Below are 21,724 nucleotides of genomic sequence, written 5' to 3'. Positions count from 1 at the left end.
CTGCCAGATGATGCGGGTCATTTCATCGCCATCGAGTTCGACGACCGGATTGGCGACCTTGATCTTTTGCATGTATTCCTCCCGATGGTGACGGCCCTCCGCCGCCGGATATTTATGAGTTCACAGCCTAGCGCACGTCGCGCATATGGCTCTCGACGCTGCGAAGATGACGCCGCATGGCATCGGCCGCAGCTGCGCCGTCGCGATCTGCAATCGCCTCGACGATTTGTTCATGCTCCACGAAGCTGTGATGGTCCGCCGGCGGGCGAACAGGCGTCTGCCGTAACCGTCCCCAGGTGACCGCGCGGCGCACGGCATTCAGTGTGTCCAGCAGTCCGAGCAGCAGCGAATTCTGCGCGGCCTCCCCGATCGTGCGGTGCAGCCGGTTGTCCCATTGCTCGTACTGCCGCCATGTCGGCGCCTGCTGCGCCTTGATCATGCAGTTGCGAATCTCGGTGATCTGGCTTCCCGTGGCGTTGAGCGCGGCGCATCGGGTAACCTCCGGCTCGAACGCAATGCGTGCGCCCATGACTTCCAGCGGGTTGGTGTGCTGGACCATGGCATTGATGTCCGCAAAGGTGTCGATTGGTCGGTCGCCGAGAAAGGTTCCCTTGCCAACATGCCGCCATACGGTGCCCTCCGCCTGCAATGTCGCGAGCGCCTTGCGTAGGACGGCACGGCCGACGTCGAGCGACTGCGCCAGCTCCCGTTCGGGCGGCAGACGCCCGTCGTCCGGCAATTCCGCGCTGGCAAGAAACCCCTTCAGCTTCGCCAGCACATCTATCTCCAAGTTCTGATCCATAAGTCCAACCAATAATGAATTGGTTTCTTCATTAATCAGCAAATCCATCCTTGTCAACACGCCAAATAATCTCTTGTGGACGCGTTATTGCAAGCTTAAGTATCTGTTTATACATAATTTTAATGATGGAAGCAGGGTTCGAAGTGCGTGTTTCGTGTGTGGGAGCTAACAAAGCGCAAAGAAATTGGTTGACACTCAAAGGCATTAATAGATGATTGGTTTGCAATTGGGTTCTGGGGAGGGCCCAATAACGGGAGGAAATGATGAATACATTAGCCAGGAAAATCCGGGCGTCGGTCTCTGCCGCCGCCATCTGCTTTGCCGTCGCTGTTCCAGGCCTGGCATGGGCTGATCCCATGCGTGTCGCCTTCGGTGACATCGCCACCGTGGAATCGCTCCACCTCCTGGCCGCTTTGGAGCGCGCCAAGGAAAAGGGCGTTGATGTCCAGATCACCTTTCTGAAGAGCGAGGATATCGCGGCTCAGGCGGTGGTCAGCGGCCAGGCGGATATCGGCGTTGGCGGGCCTTACGCGCTACTTCAGAAAGTGAAGGCGCCGATCCGCATCTTCATGCAGTTGAGCAAGTTGCAGTTCTACCCGGTGGTCAACACCGAGTTCTACAAGGAATGGAAGGACCTCGACGGGCAGGAGATCGCGGTCCATTCGCGCGGATCCGGTACCGAGGCCATCATGCAGTTGATGGCTGAAAAGAACGGCATCAGCTATTCCAGCATTGCCTATGTTCCAGGCGCCGAAGTGCGCACCGGCGCGTTGCTGCAAGGCAATGTGAAGGCGACGATTGTCGACTCGTCCGGCAAGCGGGTGTTGGAAGACAAGGCGCCGGGCAAGTTCGCCTTCTTGCCGCTCGGCGAGGTCAGCGCCACCGATGAGGCGCTCTTCGCCAACACGGACTATCTCGCTGCCAATGCCAAGGATGTGGAGATCCTCGTCGAGGCCATCCTCACCACGTGGCGGGAAGTGGCTGCCGATCCGAAGGCGGCGCTGGCTCTGAAGGAAAAGTACAAGCTGCTTCCTGATGCGACCCCGGACATGGTGGCCGACATCGAGCCGTACTTCACCGAAGCTGCGCCGAACATGCCGCTCAACGGTGGCGGGGAGGCTGCCGCGCGGGACGACTTCGACTTCTACACGATCTCCGGCGCACTCGAAGGAGAGGCCAAGGACCTGAAGGTAGAAGATTTCTGGGACCTGACCGCTCTTAACAGTGTGATCTCCAGGATCGGTACGAAGTAGGATGCAGATGTCCGTTTCCCCTGCGAAACTCGACAACGGGATCGGAGCCTCGAAAGAGGCTCCACCCACCGTCGTCGAGATGATCCGAACCTTTGCCGAGGAGCGGCGATCCTTCTGGATCGTCGTATCGCTCGCAGTTCTCTTCGTTTCCTGGGAGGTGGCTGGTCGGATCCCGATCAGCTTTGCTTTCCCGACATTCATCGAGACCGTCGTGGCGTTCGGCGAGATGGTGGCGGACGGGAGCATGCACAAGGCGTACTTCCTGACGTTGCAGCCTTTGGTGCTGGGCGTGGTGATTTCGGCGGCCGTCGGCATTGGCCTCGGCGTCGCCATGGGCCTTTCCGACAAGGCGGAATGGCTGCTTGCACCGGTCTTCATCGTCCTGCAGGCCGCGCCGATGGCCGCGCTCGTTCCGCTTGTCACGTTTGTCTATGGCATCGGCCTGACCGCCAAGACGCTTGCCGTCATCATGCTGGCGCTGCCGGTGATTGTGCTGAATTCCTACAAGGCGGTGCGCCACGTCAACCCGTCGCTGGTCGACATGTGCCGCTCCTTCCAGGGATCGCGCATGCAGCAGATCTTCAAGATCATCATTCCCGACGCGTCGCCCGTCCTGTTTGCCGGTCTTCGTCTCGGCATCGCCGCCGGTTTCATCGGCGTCATGCTGGCCGAACTGCTGATTACACCCACCGGGATCGGCGACCTGATCACCTATCACCGTTCGGTCGCCAATTACGCTCACATGTACGCCGCCGTAGCCTCGATCATCGCCGTATCGACGCTGACGCTTGCGGGATTGCAATACGTTGAAACGCACCTGCTGCGTCCTGAAAAGAGGAGAAAGTGACATGGCCAATTCTGCTTTGGCACGTAGCGGCAGCGTGAAGTCCGCCACCAGCAATGACGCGGTCGTTCAGGTCCGCGATATCTGCAAGAACTACGGAGACGTCGAAGCGCTCCGCGGCATCAACCTCGAATTCGAGCGCGGCAAGCTCACGACGCTTCTTGGTCCCTCTGGCTGCGGAAAGACGACGCTGCTCAAGATCATTGCCGGCCTCGTTCCTGCAACTTCCGGCGAGATCCGCGTCAACGGACGCGTAGTTACGGGACCGGGTCCCGAGCGCGCCTTCGTCTTCCAGGATTTCGCGTTGATGCCCTGGGCGACAGTGCTGCGCAATGTCGGCTTCGGCCTGGAACTGAAGGGTGTTCCCGCAGCCGAGCGGGATCGGACTGCCCGCCGCTATATCGAGCAGGTGGGACTTGCAGGCTTCGAGCAGAAGTACCCGCATGAACTTTCGGGCGGCATGCGCCAGCGCGTCGGTATCGCCCGCGCCTTTGCGGTCAATGCGGACGTGCTTCTTTTGGACGAACCGTTCTCGGCTGTCGATGAACAGAACCGCCGCAAATTCCAGGAGGACCTGCTGCGGCTGGTCGATCTTGAGAAGAAGACCTTCATCTTCGTGACGCACTCGATTGAAGAGGCGGTCTATGTTTCGGATCGGATCATCCTTCTGTCGCCGCGCCCGGGCCGCGTATCACAGATCATCGACCCGATGATCGACCGCTCCGCTTCGCCGGATGACATTCGCCGCGATGCCGGTTACCTCGACGTGGTCGAGGAGATCTGGCAGGGGCTGCGGCAATATGCGGAGTAATGCGCCATGAACTTCTACGGCACACGCATTCCCATGATGACGTCGCTCATATTCTGGTTGCTCATCTGGGAAATCGTCGGGCGGCTTGAGGTCATGTTCCTCATTCCCCCGATCACCTCCATCGTCGCGGCAGGCTTTGAACTCGTCCAGACCGGTTCGTGGCAGAGCGCATCGATGATCACGCTGCGCTCCTTTGTCTACGGCATGGCACTCGCCATCATCGTCGGGGTCCCGCTCGGGGTCCTCATGGGGCGGGTCAAGGTCATCGACAACATCTTCGGCCTCTGGGTGAACATGTTCGTCAGTGCACCGCTCTCGGCACTGGTGCCGATCCTGATGATCCTCTTCGGCATGGGCGAGACGACCGTGGTGGTCACAGTCTTCCTGTTCGCCGTCTGGATCATCGTGCTGGATGCCCGGGCGGGCGTCATGCAGGTGCCGACATCGCTCGTCGAAATGGGACGTAGCTACGGTGCGTCGCGCTGGACGATTTTCAGCAAGATCATCCTCTTCTCCGCGCTGCCGGAGATACTGGCCGGCATCCGGATCGGTCTTATCCGCGGCGTGAAGGGGGTTGTCATCGGGCAGATCCTGGTCTCCATCATCGGCTACGGAGAGCTTTTCGAGCTCTATTCCCGCAGTTTCGACATGGAGCGTTTCTGGGCCCTTACCATGCTTCTTTTCGCGGCGGCGATGCTGTTGTCCGCGGGGGTGGAACACTTTGAAAAACGTATCGAATACTACGCAGGAGCGCGATAATGAACGAAATGCCTCAACTCAAGAACTACGTCATCAAGCCGGCACCGGTGCCGACATTGGCGGTCGCCGGAAGCGACGCGCTCTTCCCCATCCACCGCATCTATTGCGTTGGCCGTAACTTTGCCGATCACGCCATCGAAATGGGCCACGATCCCAACAAGGAGCCTCCCTTCTTCTTTCAGAAGAACCCCGACTCCATCGTGCCGCAGGGCCAGGACTTCCCCTATCCGAGCGAATCGAGCGACGTTCACCACGAGGTCGAGCTGGTCGTGGCGCTTCAGAAGGGTGGTATCAACATTCCCGTCGAGGAAGCCCTCGACTGCGTCTACGGCTATGCCGTCGGCCTCGACATGACGCGGCGCGATCTTCAGGGCGAAGCCAAGAAGCTTGGTCGGCCCTGGGAAACCGGCAAGGCGTTCGAAGCCTCGGCGCCGTGTGGCCCTCTTCATCCGGTCGCCAAGATAGGCCACCCGACGGAAGGTGCCGTCTGGCTCAAGGTGAACGGTGAAATCCGCCAGAACGGCGACCTCAACCAGATGATCTGGAAGGTGCCGGAAATGATCGCCTACCTGTCGCGCCTGTTCGAACTGAAGGCAGGGGACCTGATCTTCGCAGGAACGCCTGCTGGCGTCGGGGCCGTCGTCAAGGGTGACGAGATGGTTGGGCATGTGGCCGGCGTGGACGACATAAGCTTCCGCGTCGCATAATGTCACATAGGCATGGCGCGGTGTCGCCATGCCGCCTATATTGACGAGGTGTGCCTTCGGCACACTTCGTATCTCCTCCAAGCCCTTTCTGGGCGAACGTCCATCACCTCATTCTCCGGGATCCGCCATGCCTGCATCTCTCATGCTGTTGACTTCGTTTGCACTCGTTCTGGGGCTGGTCGGTTGCGTGTCGGGGTTCCTGGCGGGACTGTTGGGCGTCGGCGGCGGGATTGTGGTCGTGCCGGTCCTTTACCACGTGCTCGCGGCGTTCGACGTGGATGTCGCCTTGCGTGCCCACATCGCAGTCGGCACATCGCTGGCGACCATCATTCCCACGTCCATCCAGTCTATCCGCGCTCACAAGGCCAAGGGTGCAGTCGATGGTGAACTCCTGAAGCTCTGGGGTCCGTTTGTCGCGGTTGGCGTCCTGCTCGGAGTGGTCATTGCGTCCTATGCGACGGCGACGGTTCTGACCGCCATATTCGGGGTCGTTGCCGCACTGGTTGCGCTCTACATGCTCTTCACCCGTGAGGGTTGGCATCCCGTCAAGGGCCTGCCGGCCCGGCCCGGCCAAGCGGGGATGGCGACGACAATCGGAACGATTTCGACGCTGATGGGGATTGGCGGAGGCACGCTGACGGTGCCGGCACTCAGCATCTGCAGCTATCCGGTCCGCCGTGCGGTCGGCACCGCATCGGTGATCGGCCTCATCATCGCGGTCCCGGGAACCATCGGCTACGTGATCAATGGCTGGGGCAAGGCCGGTCTTCCCGCGTTCTCCCTGGGTTATGTCAATCTCGGCGGGCTCGTGGCGATCGCTTTCACCAGCATGTGGTTTGCACCGCTGGGCGCGCGCACGGCGCATTCCATCGAGCCGCGTACGCTCCGCCTGCTCTTCGGTGTCTTCCTCACCATTACGTCCGCCAAGATGCTGTTCGACAGCTACCACCTCCTATTCTGAGCGGAAGCATCGCCTCACGCATCATTTCATCCCCTGATTGACGCTTCTCTCACGCTGCGTTGACGCTGATGCACTAACACCTCAGACGGCTGAGGATGTGCGGTCAGGGGAATGGCTCGTGTTCAATGTAATGGATGCCGAGGTTCTGGAGGCAGGTACCGCGCTCGGCGGGGGAATAGGCCTACCGTCTCTGCCGGCTTTCATGCTAGATTATGGGTGGGAGCCAGTTAGGCGGGTAAGGGAAGATACCGATCGTATCCTACCGAGGCCGAGAGAGATGGATCGCACGGAGCACAACCATGCGTCCTACCGCATGTACCTGCTCGGTCCGTTCGAGATCACGGACGATTCCGGCCGCTCGCTGACACCCAGATCACAGAAGGCCCAGGCCATTCTTGCCATGCTTGCGCTGTCGCGGCGCGGATCGCGATCGCGCGTGTGGCTGCGCGACAAGCTCTGGAGCGACAGGTCCGAGGATCAGGCGGCGGCCAGCCTTCGTCAGGCATTGCTGGAAATCAGAAAGGCGCTCGGACCCGCCCGCGACGTTCTGCTCGCCGACAAGAATACGGTCTGGCTGGACACGGACCGGATCACGCTCGACCTGCGAGATATGGCGGACCGTGGTGATGCAAGCGAACTGGCCAGCGAGCATCTTCTCGAGGGAATGGATATACGCGATCCGGAGTTCGAGGACTGGCTGACGCTTGAACGGCAGAACTGGCAGAGCCGGCTGGACAAGGGACGATTGCTGGAGAGCTTCCAGCCGAAACCGGTGCTGCTTCGGGAAAGCTCGGATCACTCTACGCTGCTGCCGATCACGGCATCCAGCGCCGGCGATGGTGCAGGGGGCGAAGACTTGGCGGAGCCGGACGGGGGGCTGTTCGGCAAGCCATTGTCAGGCCTCCTGCACCGTTGGCTGATCACGCTTCACCCGCCGACGTTTAGCGGCTCCGGCGACAATGGCAGGATCATCGCGTTTCAATTGCATGATCTTCTGACCAGGTCGCTTGGCGATGACCTTGGTATCGGCGTCAGCGACCATTCGTTCGGATTGATGTCGCCCCAGCAGGACAACAGCCAAACGGTGCCGGCCGTAACGATACCACTGGCCGTTCGAATGCATCTCACTTTCGAGGGCGATTCGGTGCTGACACAGATTGCCCTTACGCGGATCGTGGACAGCATGACCGTGTGGTCCGCGCGCCATGTTGCCGCCCGGCGGGCGCTGGAGAACGGCGGCCTGAGCACGCTCCATCCCATGATAGCGCAGGCGGTCGACCGGATCGCCCAGTATATCCTGTTCGAGAGCGGGAGAAGCAAGCTGATAGGTGAGGGCAGTCTCATCGACGCCGTGGACGCCATCTTCCGCCTTTCCCGCGTCGATCTGGAGCGTGCCGAGGCCTTGCTGCAGCGGAGCCTGCAACAATGGCCGACGGGACAGGCCTATGCGTGGCTCTCTTTTATCCGCACATTCCAGGTCGGCCAGCGGTTCAGCGCGCGCGATGCGCAGATCATCGACGAGGCTCAGGCCTATGCGCGAAGGGCGCTGGAACTCGAGCCGGGCAACCCCGTGTCGCTGGCGCTCGTGGGGCACGTGCATTCCTTCCTGTTCGGAGAGTACGACTATGCCGCGGGCCTTTTCGAGAAGGCGATCCGGTTGAACCCCGTGCAACCGCTGGGCTGGGATCTGTACGCCATGCTTCACTGCTATGTCGGGCAGGCCGACAAGGCCGTGGCCATTTCTCGCTGGGTCGATCAGCTCGTCGCCAACAGCCGCTACAAATACTATTTCGATACGACCCGATGCGTCAGCGCGGCACTGGCGGGCGACTATGCGGTCGCCATTGCGGCCGGCGAGGAGGCGCTCAAGGTTCGGCCCGATTTCAATTCGGTGCTTCGGTATCTGGTATCCAGTCACGCCCATGCGGACGATATCGATACCGCCCGGCGATACCTTGAACGGCTTCAGGCTGTTGAGTCCGACTTCTCGATTACCAGCCTGCGCGAGAGCCGCTATCCGCTGCTCGGGACCGAGGGTGGTCAGGTGCTGATCGACGGTTTGATCAAAGCGGGGGTCAAAGGCCGATAGCACAACAGCAATAACGCCGGTTAACCAAGGAGGGACGACATGGCGGGGGCACAATCGAGAGTGGTCGAGTTTCTCAATACCTATCCTTTCAAGGTGGAGCCGGACACGGTCATTCCATGCAAGGATGCCGCCTCCGCGGAGGAGGAACCCCCGGTTTCTCCACTCGTTTCTGATCTGGGGGAACCGTCGTCGTCAGGGGCATCTTCCGATGAGCCGATGGTGGCTGTGGCTTTTGCCGCTATGGCGGTGATGAACAAGAGCGTTGCCAACAAGGCGGTGCTCAACAAAAACAAGAATAAAAACAAAAATAAGAACAAGAACAAGGTCAGTGGTGCACTGTCGGGACTGGCATCGGCCCATCTGGTCCCCGCCTTCGAGTTGCGACGGCTTCACCAGCAACCTTCCCGCAATGCCTTTAGTGCTGCAAAGCGCTTCTGCTGGGAGGTTCTCGATATTCTTCCTCCGCCCGGGCCGGACTACACCCGGCTTGAGACGACTGTGATGTTGTCGATGCAGAGGCGAGACCGGGAGCGTGCGCGCCGCCTGCCGGACATCGAGAAGGAGGCGACCACATCGGTCGCTGAATTCACCAGGGCGCTCTATATCGAAGATATCGACGGATTCCCTCAGACCGAAGGACTGTTTCAGTCCATTCTGATGGCCTGTGAATACGTGGGGCTCCTGTACAAGGACAAGTTCAGCCGTCAGCGCCCCAATCAGTTCGAACCGCTGCTCAGGCCGCTTCTGGCAGTTCCGTCGCACGCGGCTTATCCGAGCAATCACTCATTCCAGTGCTTTTCCATTGCGTTCGCCTTCGCCACCATCTTGCCCGAACATCCGGTGACTGACGAACTGGCCCGGATTGCCCAGAAGGTTGCCGAAAACCGCGAATGGGCGGGATTGCATTATCCGAGCGACACACAGGCAGGCCGGGAGCTGGCGCGTCGCTTCGCCCCTTACCTGCATGATGCGTTTGGCGCCGTTTTCCAGGCGGTTCACGACGAATGGACCTAACCTTGCCTGATGTCTGCATTGCTCTTTCTGGAGGATGTTTCACATGTCAGTTGCTGCCGAAGTTTCGCCCGCCTACCCGCAAAGCTATTATTACCTTTGGCATCTGGCCGCCCTCGGCGTGATCAAGGCCGACTTCGGGCAACCGCCGGCGGAAATGCCGGGGGAGGACGACAGTGCAATCAGGGAGAAGCCTGACCCGAAAATTTCGTCCACCGCTTGGGATCTGATTGCAGCGGCAGGGTCGGTTCATCCGGCCAAGGTTGCGCTGATCGACGTCGGTGTCTCCCGTGATCACCCCAACCTCGCGTCCCGCGTCGAGAGGGGCGAATCCATCGATCTCGCCAGCCACCGCTATGGGGCACGCATTGCCGAGCAATTGAACGACGACGATCCTCATACGCCGGAAGAGAGGTATTCCTTCTTCGCGAACCTCAGTCTTTCAGGTCTCGGCAATCTCGGGCTTTCCAATGACGACGACGAATACCTCGCCGAGATCGTGGCCGAGTACAAATCCTCGCAGGGCGTCCTGCGCCGGCTGATCGATCCGGAAACGCTCTTTGCGTCGCATGGCACCGCATGCGCTGGCCTGATTGTCGGGGAGCCTGCGGCCATCGTCGAGGCAACGGGAGAGACCCAGGTGCCGGAAGTGATCTTCGACGCTTCGGGGCCGGATGCGGCGCCCAGCAGGAACCGCAATGTTCTGCCCTATTTCGGGGTGGATCCGTTCTCTCGGCTGGTCTCGATCCGCACGTCTTTCGAAAGCGACCCACTGCAGTTCATTGCGGCCTTTCTCTACGCCTACCAGCAGCGAGCCGACGTCATCGTATTGCCACGTGGCCTGCCGGATCCCAAACGCTCCCGCGTGCAGCCGAAGAATGAACTGAAGGCCGATCTCGAGCAGTACAGGAACCGTGATGCGGCCGACCTGTTCGCGCGTATTGCCGTGGCGCTCAACGGACCGGCGGAGCTCGATCCGCACGCAACCCAGGAAGGATCGAACCCGCAGCGGCTCTGGAAGATCCTCAAACATCTGATCGTCGCGATCAGCCGCAAGATCCCGATCGTCTGTGCGGCGGGCAACAGCGGCGAAAGCCAGATGATCTATCCGGCAAGCCTTGCCGCCGATAACAACGGCATCATTGCGGTCGGTGCGGTCACTGTTGAGGGGTTCCGTTCGGGCTACAGCAACTACGGCGAAGGACTGACGCTGGTCGCGCCGTCCGACGACGGCGAAGTCTTCAACCGCCACCAGCTGCGCATCGACAGGCTCTCTCCATTCTTCGTCCGCCATGCCTATCCGCCCGGTCAGCTCAAGCAATACCGGTATTCCCATTTCAGCCTGTTGACGACGGATCTGCCCGGTTGGTTCGGCTACGACAGCGGCGCAAATCCGTGGTCGTCCTTACTTCCGTTCAGCGACAATCCTGGCATTGGCGGTGGCTATTACACGACGTTCGGCGGAACGTCCGGAGCGGCAGCACTCATTGGTGGCGTGTGCGCTCTGGTCCAAAGGGCGTACAAGATAAACCACGGGGCTAATTCGCGTCTCAATGGCGTGAAGCTCAAGACGCTGCTGACGGAAGCCTCCACTCATGATTCGATTGTTGCCCCGGGCTTTCGGCCCTTGACCCCCGACTGCATGAATTCTGACGCGGAGGACGCCCACGGCGTGACCTATTTCTTCGGTGCGGGTCTTCCGCATGCAAACGAGGCGGTGCGGCTGGCACTGTTGCAGTGATGACAGCCCGCATTCCTGCCATTGGATACCTTCTAGACAGGCCCGTTTGCGGGCCTTTCGCTTCTTTCATGCATTTTTGACGCCGCTTTGACGAGGCGTTGGCGCTGACTTGACGCCGCGGAGCGATGCTCCCTTCCAACGAAGCGAGCCGGAAACGAACCGGATCGCAGAAAGGAACCAGGGAGGCGTAAGAACATGACAGGAAAACTTCTGAGATTGGCGCCTGCCTTCATCGTTTCCGGCGTGTTGAGCAGCACCCTCAAGGCCGAAAGCATCATCGACGTCAACCAGGACGTCGTGACCATGCAGCGCGATCACGTGCTCGCACGCAGTAACGCCAAACGCGAATCCACAGCCTTCGGAGCAAACAAGAGCGGAGACTACTACGAAGGCGCTTTGCCCCAGCAATGAGGCGCGGATTGTAGTCTTCATGGGCCGGCGATGCCGCCGGAACATACAAAAACTGAAGGGAGATGAATATGCGAGAGAAACTGAACACTGCAATGCTCTTCGCGACCCTCGCGATCAGCGGCGCAGCATCTGCCACCGAGGGCGAATACTATCAAGGCGCCCAGCCGATGGCCGTACTCTTTCCTGTCGACCAAGTCGTGACTGGCGGCGTCGGCTGGAAACACCCTGAATTGACGCGCAAGCCGACATCCCGGGACAACCGTAAACTGAATGATAAACAGGGCGCTCGCTAACCCGGTCGCCCTGCTGAGAAGAAAACCACTCAATTCAAGACACCGATCGAGCACAGGTCGCAACCATTGTGCCGATCTCACACAGGGAAAGGGACAGATCATGACCATCACCATGAACACACTTGCAGCCGCCCTCGTTGCCGCAATGTCTATCGGCACGGCCGCATCTGCAGCGGAAGGCGAATATTACGAAGGCGCTGGATCAGCAACCACACGGTTTCACGCAGATCCGCTGATGACGGGCAGCATCGGTTCGCCGACGCCTCGCCACATGCCGACCCATTGGACCGTCGATCGCGGAGACTACTATCCGGGTGCCAGTCGGGATCAGTAAGGCTGGGGGATTCCGACAGTCACCGCAGAAGAACGCCAGCCGGTCATTCGGCTGGCGTTCTTCATGGTTTCGTCCTCAGGATTGAGGAGAAGAGTTGCGGCGATCACCTATCTCGATCGCTGATTGGAAGGCCGGGGCCGGGTCATGCCACGCTGAGGGTGTTGACGAGATCGTCCCGGACAGCGGCTACGTGCTCCGCCAGGAACCGGCCGGCGCGTTCGAATCGGCCGGAGCGGCAGAGCTGGATGAGTTCGGCATGTTCCGACATGGCACGCTGCATCGCCGCTGGATTGGATAGCTGAATGCGCGTGTATCGGTCGCTCGTCTGCAGCAGCGAGGCCACGATCTGCTGCGTTCGCGGCATATCTGCATGATGGTACATTGCCATATGCAACTCCGCGTTCAATCTCCCGTACTCGTTCACGACATTCGACGAGATGGCCCGGACGTAATCCTCGTGCTTGGCGGTTATGCGCTCGAAGTCTTCATCGCTCAGTTTTGGGGCCGATGCCAGCAATAGGCGCGGCTCCAGCAGGATGCGCAGTTCGAAGACATCGTCGATCTCGTCCCGTGAGAGGTCCGAAACCACTGCCCCCTTTTGCGGCATGATCTTCACCAGCCCCTCTGCCTCCAGCTGGAAAAGGGCCTCCCGGATGGGAATGCGGCTTACCCCGAAGGATTCCGCCAATGCATCCTGGCGCAACTGCGTCCCGGCTTCATAGCGGCCGGACAATATCCCTTGGCGGATTTCCTCAAGCAGAGCGCCTGAGAGGGTCCGGTGCTTGAGGGACGGCTTTGGGCGCATCGATAAAAAACCTCTTAGGGGGCATTGACTCCAAAAATGTATAAAATCTACTTTATAAAAAAACAAGGGAACGTGAATGGATCTCGTGTCGTCTTCACCTGGGGGTAGGCCGTTGGCGCCCGTCCGGCTCGTCGTGGGGCTCTCCGAAGCCGTGCTTGCCTGTGAGAAGGTGCTCGTCAGTCTGCTGATGGCGCTGGTGCTCGGACTCATTCTCCTGAATGTCGTCACCCGTTACACGGGCATGCCGCTTTACTGGGTCGATGAGGCTGCCGTTTATGCCATGGTATGGCTGGCCTTTATCGGCGCGTCGGCACTAACCCGGCTGCGGCTGGATTTTTCGGTCACATTGCTCGCCGACAAGCTTTCCGTATCCAACGCCCGCCGGATGAAGGCTTTTGCGAGCTTGTTCGGCACGGCCTTCGCTCTTGCGCTGGGCGTCATGTGCTGGCGCTGGATGGATCCGCTCGGCATCGCCGCTGCGGGTTTCGATGCCAAAGCCTATGCCGGCGCTACCTTCAACTTTCTCTACACAGAGCAGACCCAGACGCTTCGTTGGCCAACCTGGGCGGTCAGCATGGTCATTCCGATCTTTGCGGTCAGCATGCTCATCCACGGACTTGCGAATTTTCTCGAAGATCTCGGCCTGGCGCCGGTGAAGGTTCGACCTGACTTCAGCCATGCGGAAGGCGTAAACTGATGGTGACCACTTCTGCATTTCTGTTCGTGATGCTGATCGGTGTTCCGATCGGACTGTGCCTGATGCTGGTCAGCATGGTCTACATCCTCGACACAGGGAACATTCTGCTTTTCGAGAGCCTGCCGGTTCAACTGTTCGGGGGAGTCGACAACTACGGTCTGATCTCCATTCCGCTGTTTGTGCTGATCGGCGAGGTCATGAACGGTGGCGGCATTACCCGCCGGATCATCGACATGACGATGGCCTTCATAGGCGCCATGCGTGGCGGACTTGCCTATGTAAACCTCTTCGCCAACATGTTCGTCTCCTCCATCCTTGGGTCCGCAACCGCGCAGGTTGCCATCATGGCGCAAATGATGGTGCCGGAGATGGAGAAGAAGGGCTACGACAAGACGTTTGCCGCAGGTCTCACCGCCTATGCCGGCATGCTTGGGCCGATCATTCCGCCGTCGATCATGTTCGTCGTCTACAGCGTTCTCGCCCAGGTTCCGGTGGCGGACATGCTGATGGCTGGAATGATACCGGGGATCCTGTTGACGCTGATCTTCTGCATCGTGATCGCATTGATGGGCTTCGTCTACGATTACCCCAGGGGTGAGCAGTGGACGCTTCGGGAGCGTGGGAAGATCGTGCTCAATGCGCTTCCAACGCTTTCCATCCCCATCATCATCGTCGGCTCCATTCTGGCTGGTATCGCCAATCCCACCGAAGCTGCCGCCGTTGGTGTCGTGGCAGCATTTGTGGTCGGTCGTTACTGGATCGGCGACCTTTCCTATTCGGACGTGCCGAAGATGTTGCTCAAGTCGGGCATCTATTCCGCCGTCGTCCTTTTCCTGGTGGCCGCCGCCGCCGTGTTCTCCTGGGTGCTTGTCTACGGCATGGTGCCGCAGAAGGTCGCGGCCTGGGTGCAGACAGTGGCGTCCGACCCGATCACCTTCATGCTGCTCGTCAACATCATCCTCCTGGTCATCGGCACGGTGATCGACGGCGCGCCCGGCCTGATTATGACGGTGCCGATCCTCCTACCGATCGCCACCGAAGTCTATGGCATCGATCCGATCCATTTCGGCGTCGTGGTCGTCGTCAACCTCGTTCTCGGCTTTCTGACGCCGCCGGTCGGCCTCTGCTTCTTCGTGGCCTCGGCCGTGACCGGCGCCAAGCCGGGCAAGATGTTCCTGGTGACGCTGCCGTTCTTCGTCGCATCCTGCGTCCTGCTTGTGCTGCTTTCGATCTTCCCCCAGCTCTCCACCTACTTTGCCGGATAACCGACAACTCCAGAGGATAGAACAATGAACATAACCCGCAGAAACCTTCTTCTCAGTGCCTCCGCCGGTGCCGCTGTTCTCAGCGCGCCGTCCATCGTACGTGCCCAGGAAAGCAGGACCTTGCGCCTCGGCATCACCACACCTCCCGGCCATCCGTGGAACAACGCCGCACTGAAGGTCGGCGAGATGCTGAAGGCGGAAAGTAATGGCCGTCTGGAGCTTGCCGTGTTCCCGGCGAACCAGCTCGGCACCGAGGCCGCCATGATGCAGCAGATGCAGGCCGGTTCGCTCGATCTGGGCTGGATCATGACAGCGGAACTTGGGTCGCGCATTCCATCTATCGCGGCCATCAACGCTCCCTGGGTGGTGGATTCGACAGCCAAGGTCGCGAAACTGGTTCGTGAGCCAATCGCAATGGATCTCCTCAAGGTTCTTCCGGCCGAAACCGGCACGATCGGGCTTGCATGGGGCATCACCACGATGCGTGTCGTCTTCACGGCGAAGGAGATTTCTGGCCTCGAAGATATCAATGGCATGAAGCTGCGCATCAACACGACGCCGGCCTACAAGGATTTCTACGAGCTTCTCGGTGCGGCACCGACGCCGATCCCGACGCCGGCTGTGTTCGATGCCATGTCGAACGGCCAGGTGGACGGTCTGGAAGCCGACCTCGATTTCTCTTGGAACCAGCGCTTTGACAAGGTCTCCAAGACCATGCTGAAGATGAATGCGATCTTCATGCCGTGCGTCGCGCTGGCCTCGGGCCGAGTCTGGCAGGCGATGCCGGAAGCCGATCGTGAACTGATCACGCGCCTGACAAAGACCGCTCTGGACGAGCAGATCGATGCGATTGTCGCAAACGAAGCAAAGCTGCTCGAGGAGTTCGGCAAGGCCATCACGATCAAGGATGTGCAAGTGGCGGACGCCGGCAAGATCATCGACGCCTACGACAAGATCTGGCTACCGAAAGCTCCGATCCTCGCTGATCTCCGCAAGGTGGGCGCTAGCCTCTGATTCTTCTTGCCGCTCCGCCGCGGAGCGGCATCCACGACTGGCCCGCGATGTTGCATCATGCCGCATCCGCGGGCCTTTTCATGTCCACGTTTGAAGCACTGGTCGAGCACACTTCCAGCCGCTAGGCTGGCGTTGCATCGCTCCGGTCCGAGCGTGTCGAATACGGAGTAGTCATGACCGAGAATAAATCCATCCTGTCCGTCCCTGCGCTGCTGGAACGGGTCGAAACGATCTTCATCAATGCCGGCTGCAGCCGGCAGCAGGCGGCGGCCGTGGCCCGCGTCATCGTTGCCGGCGAGCGCGACGGTTGCAAGTCGCATGGCATCTACCGAATCGAAGGCTGCCTGCGAACGATAAAGGCTGGCAAGGTCGTGCCGGATGCAGTGCCTGTCCTTGAGGTCGATGACAGTGCAATCGTGCGTGTCGATGCCAAGAGCGGATTTGCAAATGCCGCCCATGAGGTAGGCATTCCAGCACTCGCCGAACGAGCGAAGGAGCTCGGCCTGGCGGCTCTGGTCATCAATGGCTGCACGCATTTTTCGGCTTTGTGGCCGGAGGTGGAGGCTGCGACCGAACATGGCCTGGCGGTGATTGCGATGTGCCCGAGCTATGCGACCGTCGCTCCGGCTGGAGGCAGCGAGCCGTTGCTCGGTACCAATCCGCTGGCGTTTGGCTGGCCCCGCAACGGAAATTCGCCCTACGTCTTCGATTTTGCCACCAGTGTTGCCGCCCGAGGCGAGATCGAGCTGCATCGGCGCGCCGGTAAGGAGCTCCCGGAAGGTTGGGCCCTGGACGGCGATGGAAACCCTACCACCAGCCCGGAACAGGCGCTTGCCGGAGCCATGCTGCCGTTTGGCGGACACAAGGGCTCTGCGATCTCGACGATGATCGAATTGCTCGCCGGTACGATGCTCGGCGATCTGACGAGCCCGGAAGTTCTGGATTATCTGGGAACGACGACGCTTTCGCCGCATCATGGGGAATTGATCATCGCCTTCGATCCGGCCCGCTTCTCGGGTCAGCGCCGCGGCAATCCGCTCGATCGGGCGGAAGTTCTGTTCGAGGCGATCGCAGGGCAGGGCGCCCGCCTGCCGTCACAAAGACGGTTCAATGCACGGGCGAAATCGATGTCCGACGGCATCGAACTCACGGCGGCGGAAATGGAGCAGCTTGAAAGGTTGCGCCAGATGGGACTTGGGTCCGTCGACTGACCGCCCCAAGTTGGAAGGACGGCGAAAGGTGGCGGCGCTTTGAGCGCCGCGCCATGGATGGCGCGGCGTCAACGACGCTGTAATGCTGGAGCCTGCGTCCGGTACTTTCCGAAACCGATTTCGGTTTCGGATCGATGCGCTAGGCCGCCATTTTGTATGCAGGCTGCAGCGACCCGCTCCAGCTGGCATACCACTGATCGAACAGGGCGAGCTGGGTCTCGACATAGCCGCGCTGGCTGGCGGCAAGTTCGTCGGTCTCGTTGAAATGAAGCGTGTATTCACGATCGCCCTTGAGAACCATCATGTGCTTGAAGAACAGCACGAGGTCCGGGCCTTCGTCGAAGGAGGAGAGCACCGCCAGCGCTGCTTCCAGTTCAAGCGCGAGGCGACGGGCTTCGGCATCACCCTTTGCGGCCGCCTTTGAAAGGTTGCACATGTGCAGCACTTCCTTGGGCAATACGTTGCCGATGCCGGTGATCGCACCCGTTGCGCCGCAGTTGACGAAGCCGTGGAATACGGCCGTATCGACGCCAATCATCAACGTCACTCCGTCGTCGCGGCTGGTGAGGTTCTCGGCTGCATAACGCATGTCGGCAGGACCGCCGAATTCCTTGAAGCCAACCAGATTGGGATGTTCGGCGCGCAGCGCAAAGAACAGGTCGGCGCGGGTTGCGAAGCCGTAGTAGGGGCTGTTGTAGATGACGGCAGGCAGATCCGGAGCGGCCGACAGGATTGCTTTGAAATGGGCCTTCTGCGCGGAAATGACAGAGCCGCGCGACAGAACGCGGGGAATGACCATCAATCCCTGGGCGCCCACCTTCTGTGCGTGGGCGGCATGGGCAACGGCCTGCTTGGTGTTGACCGCACCGGTGCCGACAATGACCGGAATTCCGGCCTTCACGAGGCGCTTGATGCCTTCCATGCGCTGCTCGTCGGTCAGGAGCGGCCAGTCGCCCATGGATCCGCAATAGACGACCGCCGACATTCCGGTATCCAGAAGCTGCTTTGCCTTGCGGACCAGCGCGTCGAAGTCTGGGGTGCGATCATCCTTGCACGGTGTCATGAGTGCGGGAATGCAACCTGAGAAGATTTGGGAAGCCATCGGTCATCTCCATTGAACTGCGTTAGCAATGAACGGGCGGCATCCAGCCAGCCCGAATTGAGATTATTCTACATCATGTATTCTCTTTGTCGACAGAAATTCATCGGCCTACGTGAGGTGACCGGACGATATCCACCGGCAAGGATCCCGGATTTCGCCGCAACGTCGTCCTGCGGGTCTTTGTCCTTGATCTAAAGGGGCATGTTGTGGCTCACGCCCCGCGAAATCATGCTCTGGATCTGCTGCACGATCTGCTCCGCGTGTGCGGTTGCGAGCCGGTCGCAGGTGTTGACGTCGCGCGCCTCGATGGCGGCGATGATCTGCTCGTGCTCCACCACGTAGCGATGCGGGAGTTGGTCGTTGAACGACGAGTAGTAGATCCTCAATATCCGCTGCCCCTCATCGAGAAGCCGGCAGAAGAGGCCGGTGAAGTAGGGGTTCCGGCCTGCCTCTGCGATCGCGGCATGGAATTCCCTGTTGGTGGCGATCATCGCCAGCGCATCCTGTCCTTCGACGGCGCGGGCAAACTCCCTCTGCCTTGCGCGGATCGACTGTATGTCTTGGGCGGTGTGGAATTCGCCGGCGAGCCGCGTCGTGACACGGTACATAAGAGTAAGCGCGTCGAAGAATGTATGGAGATTGAAGAAGTCGATATTGGCGACGACCGTCGAGCGGTTCGGCAACTGGGTTACCAGGCCCTCGCCGGCGAGCCGTACCAGCGCCTCCCGAATTGGGGTCCGTGACATCGCGAGCCGCTCGGCCAGCTGGTTTTCGTCGATCGGAGTGCCGGGTGCCAGGGCCAGATCCAGGATCTCTTCACGCAGGGTCTCGTAGACGAGCTGCGCGCCGGATCCCCGCTTGCGTTCCCTGATTGTCTTTTCCGTCATGCCTGCGCCTCTCGCTGACCGAACCAATAATGCGTTTGCCGATGGGAATCCACCGACGCGGGATGACGGAATCAGCAGGCGAATCTCTCGAGGGAGATTCGTGCCGAATCGTGACGTGGCAGTTCTGCTTGCCGGTCTCGTCGCGTGCGCCGCCATCGCCGGCCGATGTTCCCATTATAAGGTGCATGCGGGCATTGCGGCACGAATCCGGCAAGAATCGGCCTTGCGATACGTGGATCGGGCCTTTGTGGAGGCGGCTAAGTCGCTGCAATTCAGTCACTTCTTAATCAAGCGTAAACCTTTCGGGCCCCCGGTCGCCACATTTGTGTCCTTTCAGCAACAGGATCGCCGTAAGCAGGCATGGGAATGTGTGTTCCCTCAAGTTCCCGATTGCATGGGCAGGCCCGTCTTGTATTTTCACTCTCGGAAGCGAGGCGGTGGATCGTCCGTCTTCTGGAAATCGACGGGGATGGGGCAGGGAAAGCTGTCCTTCAGCAAAAGAACCCAGACCCATACGAAACTTTGACTGGAGGTCAAAAATGAACATCAAGAGCCTTCTTCTCGGCTCCGCTGCTGCCCTCGCAGCAGTATCCGGCGCACAGGCTGCCGATGCAATCATCGCTGCTGAGCCCGAGCCGATGGAATACGTTCGCGTTTGCGACGCATTCGGCACTGGCTACTTCTACATCCCGGGCACGGAAACCTGCCTCAAGGTTGGTGGTTACGTTCGTTTCCAGGTTAACGCAACCAATCTCGATGGCGCTCGCGACTGGAATGCCTTCACGCGTGGTCGTCTCGAAGTTGTTTCGAAGTCGGACACCGAACTCGGCGAACTGACCGGCTTCATCGCCATCCATGGTCAGTCCGACAACCAGTTCACTGGTGAAGACAACTTCTACATGGACGAAGTCTACCTGCAGCTCGGTGGCTTCAAGGCTGGTAACTACCTGAACTGGTGGGATAAGGGCATCAACGGCGAAACCGACCAGATCGGTGGCAGCCGCCAGAACTCGATCGCCTACATCTACACGGGCGACGCCTTCACCGCCGGCATCCAGCTTGACGAAATCCAGGAAAGCGTTGTTCCTGGCAGCGACAACGACCTCGGTCTCGAAGCTATCGTAACCGCTTCGTTCGGTGCTGCTTCCATCGACCTGCTCGGTTCGTACGACTTCGACGCTGAAGAAGGTGCAATCCGCGCACTCGTTTCGGCTGAAGTTGGTCCAGGCACCCTGCAGGCTGCAGGTATCTGGGCAAGCGACGTGAACTACTACTACAGCGGCGCTGAGTGGACGATTGCTGCTTCGTACGCCTTCAAGGCGACTGAAAAGTTCACCATCACTCCTGGTGTTCAGTACTTCGACAACTTCCTCTTCTCGGGTGACGATGCTTGGCGCGCTGGCCTGACGGTTGACTACGCAGTCACCGAAGGCATGGCTGTCAAGGTTACCGCGAACTACAACGACCGTGACGGCGCTGACGAGTTCTGGGACGGTTTCGTCCGTCTTCAGCGCTCCTTCTAATTGCTGATCTGGAATTCCCCCGGCGTGCCGGGGGAATTTCTTTATGGAAGTGGTCGGGCAGACCATATCACGGGAACTGGTGGAGAAAGGTCGCTAAGCGACCTCTTTTGGTTTCCGCTATTCAGGCGGGCGCCATAGCTTCGATCCGACTGGAGAATTCACATGAACATCAAGAGCCTTCTTCTCGGCTCCGCTGCCGCGCTCGCAGCAGTATCCGGCGCTCAAGCCGCCGACGCCATCATCGCTGCTGAGCCTGAGCCGATGGAATACGTTCGCGTTTGCGACGCATTCGGCACGGGTTATTTCTATATTCCGGGCACCGAAACCTGCCTCAAGGTGGGCGGTTACATTCGTTTCGAAGTCAACTTCGGTGAAGACATTTCCGGCAGCTCCGATTGGGACGCCTTTACGCGCGGTCGTCTCGAGGTGATCTCGAAGAGCGACACCGAGCTCGGTGAACTGACCGGCTTCATCGCCATCCATGGCGAAGGTCAGAACCAGGTGACCGGGGAAGACGATTTCTACATGGACGAAGCCTACCTGCAGCTCGGTGGCTTCAAGGCTGGTAACTACCTGAACTGGTGGGACGCCAACGACCTTCCGGGCGAGCTTGATGATCTCGGTTCCAACCGATTGAATTCGATTGCATACATCTATACGGGCGACGCCTTCACCGCTGGCATCCAGCTCGACGAAATCCAAGAGAGTGACATCCCTGGTAGCGACAATGAACTTGGTCTTGAGGCTGTTATTCAGGCTTCGGTCGGTCCGGTCGGTGCCGAACTTCTCGGCTCCTACGACTTCGGCGTAGAAGAAGGCGCAATTCGCGCTATTGGTTCTCTCGAAGCCGGTCCGGGCACGTTCTACCTGTCGGGTATCTATTCTTCCAATCCGAACGAGTACTACTCGAGTGCGGAATGGACCGTGGCTGCGGCATATGCCTGGAAGGCAACCGAGAAGTTCGAAGTCATCCCGGAATTCCAGTACTTCTGGTCCTCCGCAGCTGCTGACGGCAGCTTTACGGGCGACGACTATTGGGCTGCCGGCGCGACCGTGAACTACGCGGTTGTCGAAAACCTGACGACGAAGGTTTCCGTCGCCTACCATGACGATACGGAAAGCTGGGGTGGCCTGTTCCGTCTCCAGCGCGATTTCTGATCCGCATGAAACAATGCAAAAAAGCCCGGCACATGCCGGGCTTTTT

At 59.8% G+C, this 21,724-nt stretch carries 22 protein-coding genes; 18 read left to right on the top strand and 4 right to left on the bottom strand.

Annotated elements, in window-relative coordinates; translation table 11 throughout:
* Positions 1-127 precede the first annotated feature (127 nt).
* Entirely contained in the window at positions 128-802 is a 675-nt protein-coding gene (locus LH464_RS13175; protein ID WP_226786857.1) for a FadR/GntR family transcriptional regulator, read from the bottom strand.
* Between the two features lie 263 nt (positions 803-1,065).
* Here LH464_RS13175 and LH464_RS13170 point away from each other — a divergent pair, with 263 nt between their 5' ends.
* The 12 genes from LH464_RS13170 to LH464_RS13115 all read left to right on the top strand — a co-directional run bounded on the left by LH464_RS13170 (position 1,066) and on the right by LH464_RS13115 (position 12,016).
* The gene (locus tag LH464_RS13170) at positions 1,066-2,055 is read left to right on the top strand and encodes an ABC transporter substrate-binding protein (RefSeq protein WP_226786844.1); all 990 of its coding nucleotides are present in this window, start codon (positions 1,066-1,068) and stop codon (positions 2,053-2,055) included.
* 79 nt (positions 2,056-2,134) lie between these two features.
* Positions 2,135-2,902: an ABC transporter permease gene (locus LH464_RS13165; RefSeq protein WP_390624976.1), complete on the top strand. Its 768-nt coding sequence runs from the start codon at positions 2,135-2,137 to the stop codon at positions 2,900-2,902.
* A gap of 1 nt (position 2,903) precedes the next feature.
* Positions 2,904-3,710, top strand: a complete 807-nt coding sequence (locus tag LH464_RS13160; protein ID WP_226786842.1) for an ABC transporter ATP-binding protein — start codon at positions 2,904-2,906, stop codon at positions 3,708-3,710.
* Between the two features lie 6 nt (positions 3,711-3,716).
* Positions 3,717-4,469 (top strand): ABC transporter permease, encoded by a 753-nt coding sequence (locus LH464_RS13155; protein ID WP_226786841.1) that lies wholly within the window; start codon positions 3,717-3,719, stop codon positions 4,467-4,469.
* On the top strand, positions 4,469-5,176 hold the full coding sequence (locus LH464_RS13150) for a fumarylacetoacetate hydrolase family protein (protein WP_226786840.1): 708 nt from the start codon (positions 4,469-4,471) through the stop codon (positions 5,174-5,176). The genes LH464_RS13155 and LH464_RS13150 overlap by 1 nt, the downstream gene beginning before the upstream one ends.
* 127 nt (positions 5,177-5,303) lie before the next feature.
* A complete protein-coding gene (locus tag LH464_RS13145; protein WP_226786839.1) occupies positions 5,304-6,137 on the top strand; it encodes a sulfite exporter TauE/SafE family protein in 834 nt (277 codons plus the stop codon).
* Between the two features lie 277 nt (positions 6,138-6,414).
* Positions 6,415-8,226: an SARP family transcriptional regulator gene (locus LH464_RS13140; RefSeq protein WP_226786838.1), complete on the top strand. Its 1,812-nt coding sequence runs from the start codon at positions 6,415-6,417 to the stop codon at positions 8,224-8,226.
* 216 nt (positions 8,227-8,442) lie between these two features.
* Positions 8,443-9,240, top strand: a complete 798-nt coding sequence (locus LH464_RS13135) for a phosphatase PAP2 family protein (protein ID WP_390624975.1) — start codon at positions 8,443-8,445, stop codon at positions 9,238-9,240.
* 43 nt (positions 9,241-9,283) lie between these two features.
* The gene (locus LH464_RS13130) at positions 9,284-10,978 is read left to right on the top strand and encodes a S8 family serine peptidase (protein WP_226786836.1); all 1,695 of its coding nucleotides are present in this window, start codon (positions 9,284-9,286) and stop codon (positions 10,976-10,978) included.
* A gap of 195 nt (positions 10,979-11,173) precedes the next feature.
* On the top strand, positions 11,174-11,389 hold the full coding sequence (locus tag LH464_RS13125; RefSeq protein WP_226786835.1) for a hypothetical protein: 216 nt from the start codon (positions 11,174-11,176) through the stop codon (positions 11,387-11,389).
* A gap of 68 nt (positions 11,390-11,457) precedes the next feature.
* Positions 11,458-11,682 (top strand): hypothetical protein, encoded by a 225-nt coding sequence (locus LH464_RS13120; RefSeq protein WP_226786834.1) that lies wholly within the window; start codon positions 11,458-11,460, stop codon positions 11,680-11,682.
* Positions 11,683-11,782: 100 nt separating this feature from the next.
* Positions 11,783-12,016 carry a hypothetical protein gene (locus LH464_RS13115; RefSeq protein WP_226786833.1) on the top strand — a complete coding sequence of 78 codons (234 nt, stop codon included), beginning with the start codon at positions 11,783-11,785 and terminating at the stop codon, positions 12,014-12,016.
* Positions 12,017-12,158: 142 nt separating this feature from the next.
* Here the strand turns inward: LH464_RS13115 and LH464_RS13110 are convergent, their stop codons facing one another.
* Entirely contained in the window at positions 12,159-12,821 is a 663-nt protein-coding gene (locus LH464_RS13110) for a GntR family transcriptional regulator (protein WP_226786832.1), read from the bottom strand.
* Positions 12,822-12,897: 76 nt separating this feature from the next.
* On the opposite strand from LH464_RS13110, the gene LH464_RS13105 reads away from it, so the two are divergent.
* The 4 genes from LH464_RS13105 to LH464_RS13090 all read left to right on the top strand — a co-directional run bounded on the left by LH464_RS13105 (position 12,898) and on the right by LH464_RS13090 (position 17,008).
* Complete coding sequence (locus LH464_RS13105) at positions 12,898-13,518, top strand: TRAP transporter small permease (protein ID WP_226786831.1); 621 nt, start codon at positions 12,898-12,900, stop codon at positions 13,516-13,518.
* Positions 13,518-14,783, top strand: a complete 1,266-nt coding sequence (locus LH464_RS13100) for a TRAP transporter large permease (protein ID WP_226786830.1) — start codon at positions 13,518-13,520, stop codon at positions 14,781-14,783. The genes LH464_RS13105 and LH464_RS13100 overlap by 1 nt, the downstream gene beginning before the upstream one ends.
* 24 nt (positions 14,784-14,807) lie before the next feature.
* Positions 14,808-15,797 carry a TRAP transporter substrate-binding protein gene (locus tag LH464_RS13095; RefSeq protein ID WP_226786829.1) on the top strand — a complete coding sequence of 330 codons (990 nt, stop codon included), beginning with the start codon at positions 14,808-14,810 and terminating at the stop codon, positions 15,795-15,797.
* A gap of 173 nt (positions 15,798-15,970) precedes the next feature.
* Complete coding sequence (locus tag LH464_RS13090; RefSeq protein WP_226786828.1) at positions 15,971-17,008, top strand: Ldh family oxidoreductase; 1,038 nt, start codon at positions 15,971-15,973, stop codon at positions 17,006-17,008.
* Positions 17,009-17,147: 139 nt separating this feature from the next.
* On the opposite strand, the gene LH464_RS13085 is transcribed toward LH464_RS13090, so the two are convergent.
* Both LH464_RS13085 and LH464_RS13080 read right to left on the bottom strand, forming a co-directional pair.
* The gene (locus LH464_RS13085) at positions 17,148-18,110 is read right to left on the bottom strand and encodes a dihydrodipicolinate synthase family protein (protein WP_226786827.1); all 963 of its coding nucleotides are present in this window, start codon (positions 18,108-18,110) and stop codon (positions 17,148-17,150) included.
* Positions 18,111-18,301: 191 nt separating this feature from the next.
* Entirely contained in the window at positions 18,302-18,997 is a 696-nt protein-coding gene (locus LH464_RS13080) for a GntR family transcriptional regulator (protein ID WP_226786826.1), read from the bottom strand.
* Between the two features lie 539 nt (positions 18,998-19,536).
* Here LH464_RS13080 and LH464_RS13075 point away from each other — a divergent pair.
* Positions 19,537-20,520, top strand: coding sequence for a porin (locus tag LH464_RS13075; protein ID WP_226786825.1), 984 nt, complete (start codon positions 19,537-19,539; stop codon positions 20,518-20,520).
* A 162-nt stretch (positions 20,521-20,682) separates the two neighbouring features.
* Positions 20,683-21,678 (top strand): porin, encoded by a 996-nt coding sequence (locus LH464_RS13070; protein ID WP_226786824.1) that lies wholly within the window; start codon positions 20,683-20,685, stop codon positions 21,676-21,678.
* Positions 21,679-21,724: the final 46 nt, after the last annotated feature.

The organism is Pseudorhizobium xiangyangii (genome assembly GCF_020531965.1).
In the GTDB taxonomy this organism is placed as follows: domain Bacteria; phylum Pseudomonadota; class Alphaproteobacteria; order Rhizobiales; family Rhizobiaceae; genus Neorhizobium; species Neorhizobium xiangyangii.
Note: the sequence above shows the minus strand (reverse complement) of the source record. Positions and strands in the feature narration are given on the sequence as shown.

What these genes read in the sequence shown, in the direction of transcription:
- LH464_RS13130 (WP_226786836.1), top strand. Translation starts at nt 9,284, where the DNA reads ATGTCAGTTGCTGCCGAAGTTTCGCCCGCCTACCCGCAAAGCTATTAT.
- LH464_RS13115 (WP_226786833.1), top strand. Translation starts at nt 11,783, where the DNA reads ATGACCATCACCATGAACACACTTGCAGCCGCCCTCGTTGCCGCAATG.
- LH464_RS13135 (WP_390624975.1), top strand. Translation starts at nt 8,443, where the DNA reads ATGGTGGCTGTGGCTTTTGCCGCTATGGCGGTGATGAACAAGAGCGTT.
- LH464_RS13175 (WP_226786857.1), bottom strand. Translation starts at nt 802, where the DNA reads ATGGATCAGAACTTGGAGATAGATGTGCTGGCGAAGCTGAAGGGGTTT.
- LH464_RS13170 (WP_226786844.1), top strand. Translation starts at nt 1,066, where the DNA reads ATGAATACATTAGCCAGGAAAATCCGGGCGTCGGTCTCTGCCGCCGCC.
- LH464_RS13080 (WP_226786826.1), bottom strand. Translation starts at nt 18,997, where the DNA reads ATGACGGAAAAGACAATCAGGGAACGCAAGCGGGGATCCGGCGCGCAG.
- LH464_RS13125 (WP_226786835.1), top strand. Translation starts at nt 11,174, where the DNA reads ATGACAGGAAAACTTCTGAGATTGGCGCCTGCCTTCATCGTTTCCGGC.
- LH464_RS13155 (WP_226786841.1), top strand. Translation starts at nt 3,717, where the DNA reads ATGAACTTCTACGGCACACGCATTCCCATGATGACGTCGCTCATATTC.
- LH464_RS13085 (WP_226786827.1), bottom strand. Translation starts at nt 18,110, where the DNA reads ATGGCTTCCCAAATCTTCTCAGGTTGCATTCCCGCACTCATGACACCG.
- LH464_RS13165 (WP_390624976.1), top strand. Translation starts at nt 2,135, where the DNA reads ATGATCCGAACCTTTGCCGAGGAGCGGCGATCCTTCTGGATCGTCGTA.
- LH464_RS13140 (WP_226786838.1), top strand. Translation starts at nt 6,415, where the DNA reads ATGGATCGCACGGAGCACAACCATGCGTCCTACCGCATGTACCTGCTC.
- LH464_RS13100 (WP_226786830.1), top strand. Translation starts at nt 13,518, where the DNA reads ATGGTGACCACTTCTGCATTTCTGTTCGTGATGCTGATCGGTGTTCCG.
- LH464_RS13090 (WP_226786828.1), top strand. Translation starts at nt 15,971, where the DNA reads ATGACCGAGAATAAATCCATCCTGTCCGTCCCTGCGCTGCTGGAACGG.
- LH464_RS13095 (WP_226786829.1), top strand. Translation starts at nt 14,808, where the DNA reads ATGAACATAACCCGCAGAAACCTTCTTCTCAGTGCCTCCGCCGGTGCC.
- LH464_RS13145 (WP_226786839.1), top strand. Translation starts at nt 5,304, where the DNA reads ATGCCTGCATCTCTCATGCTGTTGACTTCGTTTGCACTCGTTCTGGGG.
- LH464_RS13150 (WP_226786840.1), top strand. Translation starts at nt 4,469, where the DNA reads ATGAACGAAATGCCTCAACTCAAGAACTACGTCATCAAGCCGGCACCG.
- LH464_RS13105 (WP_226786831.1), top strand. Translation starts at nt 12,898, where the DNA reads ATGGATCTCGTGTCGTCTTCACCTGGGGGTAGGCCGTTGGCGCCCGTC.
- LH464_RS13120 (WP_226786834.1), top strand. Translation starts at nt 11,458, where the DNA reads ATGCGAGAGAAACTGAACACTGCAATGCTCTTCGCGACCCTCGCGATC.
- LH464_RS13110 (WP_226786832.1), bottom strand. Translation starts at nt 12,821, where the DNA reads ATGCGCCCAAAGCCGTCCCTCAAGCACCGGACCCTCTCAGGCGCTCTG.
- LH464_RS13160 (WP_226786842.1), top strand. Translation starts at nt 2,904, where the DNA reads ATGGCCAATTCTGCTTTGGCACGTAGCGGCAGCGTGAAGTCCGCCACC.
- LH464_RS13070 (WP_226786824.1), top strand. Translation starts at nt 20,683, where the DNA reads ATGAACATCAAGAGCCTTCTTCTCGGCTCCGCTGCCGCGCTCGCAGCA.
- LH464_RS13075 (WP_226786825.1), top strand. Translation starts at nt 19,537, where the DNA reads ATGAACATCAAGAGCCTTCTTCTCGGCTCCGCTGCTGCCCTCGCAGCA.